Here is a 10,003-nt window from a genome sequence, read left to right on the forward strand (position 1 = left end):
GCTCTATCACCCCCTCCTCCCGCCCCCGCCTTTGGTGGGGGTTTTGGTGGTGTGGGTTTTGTTTATCTGTTCGCGGGGGCGGGGCCCTCGCCGTCGTTTCGGCGACCGGCCGCCATTCCTACCGAACACAGGGCCGTTCCATAGCCCTCTGCGGTGATGCGGAACGTTTCCCCACCGGTGACGGCCGCTTCGGGTGAAGCATCTGGCCATGCGTCGTACGTTGCCGGCCCTCGCCCTCTGTGTGGCGTTGCTGTCGTCCAGTGCCGCCGTCCAGGCCGCTCCCGAGCCGCCGCCCGGCAAGACCTTCCCGTACGGGTGGCACCCTCGGCAGACCCTCACCGTGTACGGCGACGGGGGCCCCGCCCTGCTGATCCTGCACGGCGGGTCCTGGGTGCGGGACACCGACTGGAGCGGCTGGGCCCGGTGGTTCGCCGGGCAGGGGTTCACCGTGTACGACACCGACTACCGGCTCGCCACCGACGCCGCCTGGCCCGCGCAGCGCGACGACGTGCTCGCGGCGCTGCGGTGGGTGGAGCGGCGGTTGGGCGAGCGGCCGCTGGTGCTCGGATCGTCCGCGGGCGGCCATCTCGCCCTGAGCGCAGGGGCGTACGGGGCCGGCGGCACACGGGTCCGCGGCGTCGTGGCGCTCTCCCCCGTCGCCTCGCCCTACCGCGCCTGGGTGGACGGCGGGCGGCCCGCAGCCTCGTCCGCGCAGCGCGGTCTGCGGCGGGCGGCCCGACTGCTCGCGGGATGCTCGCCGGACCGGGGCGGGCAGCCGTGCTGGAACCGGTGGGGCGACCTCGCCGCCACGTCACACGCGTCGGGCCCGGACGACGCGCCCATGCTCCTCGCCCACTCGGCGGGGGACTTCGTGCCGGTCGCGCACTCGGATGAACTCGCCCGGTCCCAGGGAGTGTTGGGGATGGAGGACGCCACCGTGTGCGTCGAGCCGGGGGCGGCGCATGGGGGCGTACTCCTGAAGTCGCCCAAGTTGAGGCGATTAGTGCTGGGGTGGTTGCGCGAGCACAGCGCCTAGGCAGGGTCACAGGGTCACCGCATGGCTGCCCACCTGAACGCCAGATGCCCGGCCCTCGCCTGAAGAGGGCCGGACATCCGGTCATAGAGGGCCTGACCCGCGGGTCAGGCCTTGGGGTTGCGGTGCCAGTTGCCCTTCTTGCAGGTGTCTCCGCTGCCCCACACGTCGTCCTTGCACACGACCACGCGGGCCTTCTTGACGTTGAAGCCGTCGCTGAATCCGGGGTGGGTCTCCTTGATGCCCCCGTTGCCGCAGGTCTCGTCCTCGGGACGGGCCTTCCCGGTGATGACCGCGCCGTCCGCCCCCTTGAACTGCATGAAGGCGAAGGCGTCGTAGCCGTCCCTGCAGCTCTTGTCCTTCACGTAGAACTTGACCTTGCTCGTCGAGCCCGGGCCCTTCCACTTCCACTTGGCGGACGCGTAGCCGTAGCCGGCACTCGACTTGGAGTACCCGGACGTGCCCTTGGCCTCCGGTCCGGACCCGGCCGCCTGGGCCGTCGTCACGCCGCCCGCCGTGAGCACGGCCGCAGCCGCGACGGTGCCGACGCGAACGAAGGTCTTCCTCGTCGCCGTCATCTGATGTCTCCGTTCCGATCGCACCGAGCTGGTCGGGTTCGGTGCTTCCCCGTACACCTCAAGGTCGGGGATGTGCGCCGGAACGGTCCAGATGTTTCGGCCGTGCCCGAAACGGGCGGGAGAGCGACCCAGGGGCAGTTCCCCGAAGGGGTGCGGGGCCGAGAGACCACCCCGCACCCCGGGAACCGCTAGCGCAGGCCGCCCCTCCGCCTCGGCAGGAACGTGAACACCGCGCCGCCCAGCAGGATCACCGTGCCGGCGACCAGGCCCAGGGCCCGCAGCGCGCCGTTGTCGTCGGCGCCGGTCTCGGCGAGGTCACCACCGCCAGAGGACGAACCCCCGGCCGAGCCGCCCGTGTCGGAGCCGCCCGCGGATCCGGACCCGCCGGCCGCGCCGCCGGGCTGGGCCGCCGTGTCGATCTCCAGGGACACCTCCGTCTTGGCCGGCGTGCAGGTCGTCGTCGTACCGAGTGCCTCGACCGTCAGGACGCCCGGCGAGAGCGTCGACTTACCGTCGGCGCCCGGCTTGTAAGTGCCGGTCAGGTCAGGGATGTTGATCGGTTCGCCGGACTTGATGGGCTCCTTGTTGGTGGGGCCCTCGACGTGCACCGTGCCCTTGTCCGCGCCGCCCAGCTTGACCTCCATCGACGGCTTCACCGAGTCCGCGGGGATGTCGGCCGGGCTGTCCATGACGGACTTCTTGAACTGCACGGTCAGGCCGTAGTTCCCGCCGTCCTTCTTCGCGTCGATCTGGACGGGGGACGTCGCTTCCTTGTCGCCGATGGGCGTCTTGCACTTGTAGGGGATCTGGACTTCCTTGCCGGTGAAGTCGGTCTCGCCGCCGCCACCGCCGGTGGAGCCGCCGGTCGAGCCGCCGGTCGAGCCGCCTCCCGTGTCGCCTCCCGTGTCGCCGCCGGTGTCACCACCGGTGTCGCCACCCGACGAACCGCCCGTCCCGCCGGTGTCGCCGCCGGTCGAGCCACCTGACGTACCGCCGCCCGAACTACCGCCGCCGTCCGTCACCTTGATGGTCGCGCCCGCCTTCACCTGCTCCTTCGGCGTGCACTTGGTGTCGGTCGACATCGGCTTGCTGACGTTGATGTTGTACGCGTCCGGGGTGAGCGTGACGTCGCCCGCCTTGGTCAGTTTCAGCTTGCCCTTCATGTCGGACAGGACCATCGGGCTGTTCTTCTTGATCGGCGGATTGACCCGCTCGCCCGCCATCGCCAGGTCCCCGGTCTGACCGCCCGCCACCTTGATGGTGCCGGTCGGCTTCACCGTGTCCTTGTCGAGGTCGAGGATGTCCGGGTTCTTGGACGCGGCCTGGGTCGTCTTCCATACGACCTCGACCTCGTCGCCCACCTTCGCGGTGGCCGGCGCGGTGATCTCCACCTTCGTGGTGCCCTGCACCGGCGGCAGACCCGAGATCGCCGGCGGGATGCACTCCGTCTTGTACGCCACCTCGGCCGCCTGCGCAGGGCCCGCCGCAAACAGGATGCCCGCCCCGCCAAGGAGGAGCGAGACCGAGGCCGCGCCCGCTCTCCGTCGTTTGCTGATCACGTGTTTCCCTTCGTCGTATTCGTCGTCGGGCTGTTCTCTGACGGTGCGGAGAGCTGTCCGGCGGGTGCGGTCCCGCCGGGGTCGGTGTCAGGGGTGAACCACGGGAGGGCGGTCGTGTGCGTACCGGGTTCCTCCGTGACGGCCGGCTTCGTACGCTGCTTGCCGCGCGCCGCCTGATCCGCCGCGACCGCCCCCTGAGGCAGCCGCAACTTCGGCAGCCGGTCGGTGAGTTCGGCGAGCCTGCCGGTGCGGTGCCGCCCCGCGGTACGGACGCGCGCGCCACCGCGGCGGTTCGGACGGAGCCTGTCCACCACCGCCATGCCGATGCGGAAGACGGCGGCCGGCACGACCACGCAGAGCAGGATCCAGAAGAGGGTGACGCCCCAGGGGCGGCCGACGCCCCAGGGCTGCTCGGCGAGGACCTTGCCGCCGAACTTCAGCGAGACCAGGTAGTTGCCGTGCGCTCCCGCCGAGAGCTCCACCGGCAGTTTGATCTGCGCCTTCTTGCCCGGGGCTATGGTGCCGCGCCACTGCTGCTCCTCCCACTGCGGGGCGAACACGCCGTGGGAGGAGCCCACTTGGAAGATCGGGTCCTTGACGGGGGCGGAGCCGACGTTGCCCACCGTGAAGACGAACTTGCGGGACGGGGGGGCGCCGAACCAGGTCAGTACGCCGCTGGATCCTTCCAGGCGGGTGTCGGTGAGGACGGAGAGCCTGCCGCCGCCCTGCTGCTTGGGCAGGGCTTCCACCGGGTGGCCGGCCACCTTGAAGGGGGCGTCCGCCTGGGCCTTCTCCCCCGTGACGGTCGCCACGTGGACCACGCAGGGGCACGGCTTCGGCGGCTCCGCCACGGGGAGCTTCTTGGTGAAGGTGCCGTCGCTCCTGGTGGTGACGGCGAGGCCCTCCGCGTTGGCGCAGGAGTTCGTGCCGCCGGGGACGCCTCTGGCCGGGGTGGCCTGGCCGCAGATGAGGATCATCAGGAGGGCGTCGGGGCGCCAGGCCTTGCCCTTGACGGTGATGTCGCCGCCCTTGCCGGCCTGGGCCTTGGAGAGGGTTACTTCTGGCTTGGCCGCGGCGGACGCCTGCGGCATCAGCGCGAAGCCGAGCAGGGCCACTACTGCCAGCAACGCGGGCAGCCCCTTCCGGTAGCCGTTCACAGCTGCTCGCCCCTTCCCGTCCCTGCTGACGTCAACTCCCGCTCTGCACTGCTCTGTTCAAGCTCGTCCGGCGGTGGTTCCCCCACTGGCCCCCGACGTCTGCGTACGAACCAGAACGCCGCCCCCGCAAGCCCAAGGAGTGCCGCCCCGACCCCCGCCACCCAGCCCCACGGCACAAAGCGCACCGAGGCCGACGCCTCGTCCCTGGCATCGCCCGCCGCCGTCACCGTGAGGGTCACATCGGCGGAGTCGAGGGAAGGGGCGTCCTGCCACGGTTCCGTCAGGGTGACCCTGCGGCCGGGGAGGAGTTCGATGGGGAGGGGGCGGGCGGGGCGGTCCAGGAGGGTGCCGAAGAGGCCATCGGCGCGGACCGCCAGCTTCGGGGTCAGGACGGTGTTGCCGCGGTTCACGATGTCGTACGTGATGCGCGAACCCTCCGCCTTCACCTTCTCCACCGTCAGCGCGGACAGCGTCGGGCCGCTGACCCGCAGATGCACCCGCACCCCCGCGTCGCGCCCGCCGCCGCGCGCGACGATAGCGCCGGGGTGGTCGCCCGGTATGGCGTCCTCGGGGACGCTCACGCTGAACGGCACCTCGGCGCGGGTGCGCGGCGGCACCTTCACCTCGCGCCGGGCGAAGGTGATCCAGGAGCCGGTGTCGGTGGGCTTCCCCCGGCCCAGGGAGAAGGCGCCGCCCCGCGTGTTGTCCGCGTCCGCGCCGGTCAGCTCGATCGTGCGCGGTTTCGACCCCGGATTGGTGACCGTCACCGTGTCCTCGAGGACGGAACCGGGCGTGCCCTCCACATAGAAGTAGGGCCGCCCGTCCTTCGCGGGCCGCGTCCCGCCTCCGGCCGATGGCGCGACGGACCACGCTCCGGACTCGTCGGCGTACCCGGGCGTCGCCACGGCCGCGCCCGTCACCAGTAAGGCCACGGCCAGGGGGAGGGCGCGGGCAACGGACAGCAGCGACGGCATCGGCGGCTCCTGGATCTTCGTACGCGATGAACGCGTCGTACGCGATGGGCGCCAGGGAGGCGTCGTACGCGATGAACGCGTCGTACGCGGCGGTCGGAATGAGGGCGCGCGCGGTCACCGCGTCCCCACGACGCCGCGCACCGCGCCTATCGCGAACGCGCCGCCTGGTTCCTGCGGGTCAGCCACAGCGCACCGGCCGCGCCCGCGAGCAGCACCGTGCCGCCCAGGGTGCCGAGCGCGATCGCGGAATCCGCGGGTCCGGTCTGCGGGAGTTCGTCGCCGCCGGAGGGGGCGCTCGCCGAGCCGCCGGAGCCGCTGTCGTCACTCGATCCGCCGCCTGTGGTGCCGCCGCCCGACCCCTTCACGTCCAGGGAGAGCGAGGGCTTGGGGCTGTTGGACGGAGTGCACGTCGTCGTCGTACCGAGCGCCTTGATGGTCAGGACACCGGCGGTGAAGGTGACCTTGCCGCTCTTCTTCGGCGTGTACGTCCCGGTCAGATCGCTGATCTTGATGGGGGTGTTGGCGGGGATCGCCTTGTCGTTGGGCGCCCCGGAGACCGGGACCGTGCCGCTCTCGGCACCGCCCAGCTTGATCAGCGCGCTCGGCTTCATCGCGCCCTTGCCGAGCTCCACGGGGCTGGAGGAGACGCCCTTCTGGAAGGACATGGTGAGTTTGTAGCCGCTGCCGCTCTTGACGCTCTTGATGTCGATCGGCGAGACCGCGCCCTTGTTCCCGATGGGCGTCTTGCACTGGTAGTTGACATCCTGGACCTCGGCCTGCGCGGCGGGGGCGGCCATCAGCACCGCCGAGCCACCGGCCAGAGCCGTGGCGAGCGCGAGTGCGGCCCTGCGTTTCTGGTGAGACACCTCAAGTTCCCCTCATGCCGGTCGTGGCGTGCCGCGGGGTGCGGATTTACTGACGGCACATCAGATTGGGCGCTCAAGGTACGCCCGGGGCCTTGCCGAGGGAAGACAAAGAACGCGCCGGATCTGTAGTGATCCGGCGCGTGAACGAACCGTGGGTAACCCAAGGGGGAATTGGGCGGGCGCTACACAGGGCGGCCCGAGCGCGCACTACACGGGCGCGCTCAGCTCAGCCCACACCGTCTTGCCGGAGACACCGGGGGTCCTGACGACCCCCCAGTCCAGGCAGAGCCGCTGCACTATGAACATCCCGTGCCCGCCGGGCCGCCCCGCGCGGTGCGGCGTGCGCGGCGCCGGCTGGCCCGCGCCGCGGTCGGAGACCTCTATGCGCAGCACCTTGGCGTCGGAGGAGAGCCACAGCTCGTCCGGACCCTCGGCGTGCAGACACGCGTTGGTCACCAGCTCGGAGACGACGAGGAGGACATCCTCCGCGGCCGCGCGCTGATCGGCGCCCGCCGCGGGCAGCCAGCCCCACGCCTGCAGGGCCTGCCGCGCGAAGTCCCGGGCGAGCGGGACGATGCCGCTCGCGCCGTTCAGGCTCAGCCTGCGGACCTGGCGACCCTGACCGACCGCAGCCGCGGAGGCCGGACCCTCAGGAGCGTCCGCGACGGCGGCCTCCGACTCCGGGCCGCGGTCGCCCGGCGAGTAAGGCCGGGTGGTGCTCATCAGCGCTTCACCTCACCGACAAGGGGACTCTGGACAAGAAACTGGACAAGATTGTTTTAGAGACTTCTGACGCGACTTCCGAGGGGACTCCTGACCGGACTTCTGCTGACGGATCCAGGGTGTCTCCTGCCCGGCCGAACCGTGAGAACACCCACTTATTCGGTGCGGCCCGTGTGACGCTGGTAACGCGACGATCACGCAGAGACAACTGGCGCGTAACTCTTGAGTACGCACCGTCAGCGGGCGCCCCGCTCAGAGGGTCAGCGCCGCTTCTAGCGTCTCGTGGACGGTGAAGACCGCTTCGGCCCCGGTGATCTCGAAGACCCGGGCCACCACCGGCTGCATCCCTGCCAAATGGACTCCACCTCCCGCGGCCTCGGCTTTGAGCCGGGCGCCGAGAAGCACGTTGAGTCCCGTGGAGTCCATGAACTCCAGCCCCGAACAATCGATGACAAGGCGCGAGAAGCCGTCGTCGAGGCAGCTCTCGAGTGGCTCACGCAACAGATCGGCGGTGTGGTGATCCAACTCACCCGCCGGAGTCACGACGGCACTCGGGCCCTCTCCTCGCACTTCGACCAGAAGTCGGCCCCGATGTGCGCTGCCGACCGTCCCGCGGTCCATTCCGTCACTCACTTCCGACCGTCGTGGCTGTTGATGACGCCCTTGAACATTACGCCTTCCGTACGCCCTCGGGTACCCGAACATCCCCCTGAATTCGGACATTTCGCCGCAGAACGCACTTGCGACTGAGCTGTGGAAGCGGGTAGGGGTAGAAGAGACAGCAATCAACACGGACGGCTTTGGAGGCGCCGCACACCGCAGTGCACGTATTGGCATCGGCAGCCATATGCCGAGAACGATGGAGGACACCATGTCACCCCGGCTCGACGAATCGCATACTGACCAAGCGACGTCGACACTCCCGCCGACCCGCGTCGAGGCAGCACTCCCCGGCCCTCGCACCGAAGCGACCCTGGTCGCGCCGGATGTGGAAGCCCTGGAGAACGGGCTCGCAGATCTGCCCGAGATCCCGCCGTACGACCAGGTCGGGCCGCTGGACGCGAGGGCTCTGTCCAAGACGCTCTTCGAACGCCTCGAGTCGCTCGAGGAAGGCACGCACGAGTACGCGTACGTCCGCAACACGCTGGTCGAACTCAACCTCGCCCTGGTGAAGTTCGCCGCCTCCCGGTTCCGCTCCCGCAGCGAGCCGATGGAGGACATCATCCAGGTCGGCACCATCGGCCTGATCAAGGCGATCGACCGCTTCGAGCTCAGCCGCGGCGTCGAGTTCCCCACCTTCGCCATGCCGACCATCGTCGGTGAGATCAAGCGCTTCTTCCGCGACACGAGTTGGTCGGTGCGCGTGCCGCGCCGCCTTCAGGAACTCCGACTGGACCTCGCCAAGGCGGGCGACGAACTCGCCCAGCAGTTCGATCGCGCCCCCACGGTGGGCGAGCTCGCCGAGCGCCTGGGCATCTCCAAGGACGAGGTCGTTGAGGGCATGGCCGCCTCCAACGCGTACACGGCAAGCTCGCTGGACGCCCAGCCGGAGGAGGACGACTCCGAGGGTGCGCTCGCGGACCGCATCGGTTACGAGGACCACGGGCTCGAAGGCATCGAGTACGTCGAGTCGTTGAAGCCGCTGATCGCCGAACTGCCGCCGCGCGACCGCAAGATTCTCTCGCTCCGCTTCGTCGCCAACATGACGCAGTCGGAGATAGGCGACGAGCTGGGCATCTCCCAGATGCATGTGTCGCGACTGCTGTCACGAACTCTCGTCAAGCTCCGCAAGGGTCTGACCGTCGAGGAGTGACCCCGAGTGTTGCCCAAGCTGTCCTCAATCGCCGGACGGGCTCAATGAGTTGAGCTGCCCGTCCGGCGATTGCTTTTTCTCAGCTCTGCTTCTCAGCTCTGCTTCTTCAGCTGTGCAGCGCGGCCGCGACGGCTGCCTCCGCGTGGATCCGGGTGGTCGGAAACAGCGGGACCTCGCTGTGTTCCTGGGAGATGAGCAGCTCGATCTCCGTACAGCCCAGGATCACGCCCTCGGCGCCGTCACGTACGAGATCGGCGATGACCCCCTGGTACGCCGCGCGGGACTCGTCCCGCACCACCCCCACGCACAACTCCTCGTAAATCACCCGGTGGACGAGCGCCCGCCCTTCCGCATCCGGCACCAGGACATCCAGCCCCCGCGCGGTGAGCCGCTCCCGGTAGAAGTCCTGCTCCATGGTGAACGCGGTACCGAGCAGCGCCACGCGCCGCACGCCTGCGTCGAGCACGGCATCGGCGGTCGCGTCCGCGAGGTGGAGCAGCGGCACGGAGAGGGCGCCCTGTACCTGGTCGGCGACCTTGTGCATGGTGTTGGTGCAGATCAGCACGAGGTCCGCGCCGGCGGCCTCAACTCCCTTGGCGGCAGCGGCGAGCAGCTCGCCCGCCCGCTCCCACTCCCCCGCGACCTGCAGCTCCTCGATCTCCGCGAAGTCGACGGAGTACAGCACGCAGCGGGCGGAGTGCAGTCCGCCTAGGCGCTCGCGTACGAGTTCGTTGAGCAGCCGGTAGTACGCGGCGCTGGACTCCCAGCTCATGCCGCCAATGAGGCCAATGGTCTTCATGGGGCCAGGATCGCACCCGTGGGACAGCGCCCCTCAGACGGGCAGCGCCACGCCGTGGATGACTGCCGGGCCGTAGTCCACGCCCTCCAGCGCGAGGGCCGGCGCCAGTCGTCGTTCCGCCTGCAGCAGGCAGCGTTCGGCGGCGCGGTAGTAGGGGCGAGCGAGAGGGGTGCCGCTGACGTCGATGGGGCGATCCTCGGTGACCTCGCGTGCGTACGGGCTGCGGGGAAGTGCTTGGGCGCGCGGTTCGGGATGCGGCCGGCTTGACCTCGGCTTGGGCGGGGGCTCTTCCGTCGCAGCGTGGGCACGGCGTGCGCCCGTGCCGGGCAGGAACCGGGCGAGGAGGCGGGTGAGAAGGACTCCGAGAAGGCGGTACGGCTGCATCACCCCTCCCCCAGCTCGCACCAGACGGTCTTGCTGTCGGGCCCCGGGGGGGGTGAGCACCCCCCACCCGCCGGCGACGCGGGGGGCCGCGCCCCCCCCCCCCCCCCCCCCGCCGCC

The 10,003-nt window shown here is 70.2% G+C and carries 11 protein-coding genes; 2 read left to right on the plus strand and 9 right to left on the minus strand.

Translation table 11 applies throughout. The annotated features are described in order from the left end of the window. The first annotated feature begins 208 nt into the window (after positions 1-208). On the plus strand, positions 209-1,036 hold the full coding sequence (locus tag ACFWY6_RS40340) for an alpha/beta hydrolase (RefSeq protein WP_384701322.1): 828 nt from the start codon (positions 209-211) through the stop codon (positions 1,034-1,036). Positions 1,037-1,140: 104 nt separating this feature from the next. On the opposite strand, the gene ACFWY6_RS40345 is transcribed toward ACFWY6_RS40340, so the two are convergent. From ACFWY6_RS40345 to ACFWY6_RS40375, 7 genes are all read right to left on the minus strand, one after another. Beyond that, positions 1,141-1,611 (minus strand): hypothetical protein, encoded by a 471-nt coding sequence (locus ACFWY6_RS40345; protein ID WP_384701325.1) that lies wholly within the window; start codon positions 1,609-1,611, stop codon positions 1,141-1,143. A 188-nt stretch (positions 1,612-1,799) separates the two neighbouring features. Then, positions 1,800-3,170 carry a hypothetical protein gene (locus ACFWY6_RS40350; RefSeq protein WP_384701328.1) on the minus strand — a complete coding sequence of 457 codons (1,371 nt, stop codon included), beginning with the start codon at positions 3,168-3,170 and terminating at the stop codon, positions 1,800-1,802. Further along, positions 3,167-4,261: a hypothetical protein gene (locus ACFWY6_RS40355; RefSeq protein ID WP_384701347.1), complete on the minus strand. Its 1,095-nt coding sequence runs from the start codon at positions 4,259-4,261 to the stop codon at positions 3,167-3,169. The genes ACFWY6_RS40350 and ACFWY6_RS40355 overlap by 4 nt, the downstream gene beginning before the upstream one ends. A gap of 62 nt (positions 4,262-4,323) precedes the next feature. Continuing rightward, positions 4,324-5,301 carry a WxL protein peptidoglycan domain-containing protein gene (locus ACFWY6_RS40360; protein ID WP_384701331.1) on the minus strand — a complete coding sequence of 326 codons (978 nt, stop codon included), beginning with the start codon at positions 5,299-5,301 and terminating at the stop codon, positions 4,324-4,326. A gap of 146 nt (positions 5,302-5,447) precedes the next feature. Next, complete coding sequence (locus ACFWY6_RS40365) at positions 5,448-6,167, minus strand: LPXTG cell wall anchor domain-containing protein (protein WP_384701333.1); 720 nt, start codon at positions 6,165-6,167, stop codon at positions 5,448-5,450. Between the two features lie 207 nt (positions 6,168-6,374). Next, on the minus strand, positions 6,375-6,890 hold the full coding sequence (locus ACFWY6_RS40370) for an ATP-binding protein (RefSeq protein ID WP_266866187.1): 516 nt from the start codon (positions 6,888-6,890) through the stop codon (positions 6,375-6,377). Between the two features lie 252 nt (positions 6,891-7,142). Continuing rightward, on the minus strand, positions 7,143-7,511 hold the full coding sequence (locus ACFWY6_RS40375; protein WP_384701336.1) for an STAS domain-containing protein: 369 nt from the start codon (positions 7,509-7,511) through the stop codon (positions 7,143-7,145). Positions 7,512-7,749: 238 nt separating this feature from the next. On the opposite strand from ACFWY6_RS40375, the gene ACFWY6_RS40380 reads away from it, so the two are divergent. After that, positions 7,750-8,703 (plus strand): RNA polymerase sigma factor SigF, encoded by a 954-nt coding sequence (locus ACFWY6_RS40380; protein ID WP_384701338.1) that lies wholly within the window; start codon positions 7,750-7,752, stop codon positions 8,701-8,703. Positions 8,704-8,809: 106 nt separating this feature from the next. Here ACFWY6_RS40380 and ACFWY6_RS40385 read toward each other — a convergent pair whose 3' ends face one another. Together ACFWY6_RS40385 and ACFWY6_RS40390 are read right to left on the minus strand one after the other, a co-directional pair. Next, entirely contained in the window at positions 8,810-9,502 is a 693-nt protein-coding gene (locus tag ACFWY6_RS40385) for an aspartate/glutamate racemase family protein (protein WP_384701341.1), read from the minus strand. 33 nt (positions 9,503-9,535) lie between these two features. Then, positions 9,536-9,886: a hypothetical protein gene (locus ACFWY6_RS40390; RefSeq protein ID WP_384701344.1), complete on the minus strand. Its 351-nt coding sequence runs from the start codon at positions 9,884-9,886 to the stop codon at positions 9,536-9,538. Positions 9,887-10,003 lie beyond the last annotated feature (117 nt).

The organism is Streptomyces sp. NPDC059037 (assembly GCF_042740015.1).
GTDB lineage: Bacteria > Actinomycetota > Actinomycetes > Streptomycetales > Streptomycetaceae > Streptomyces.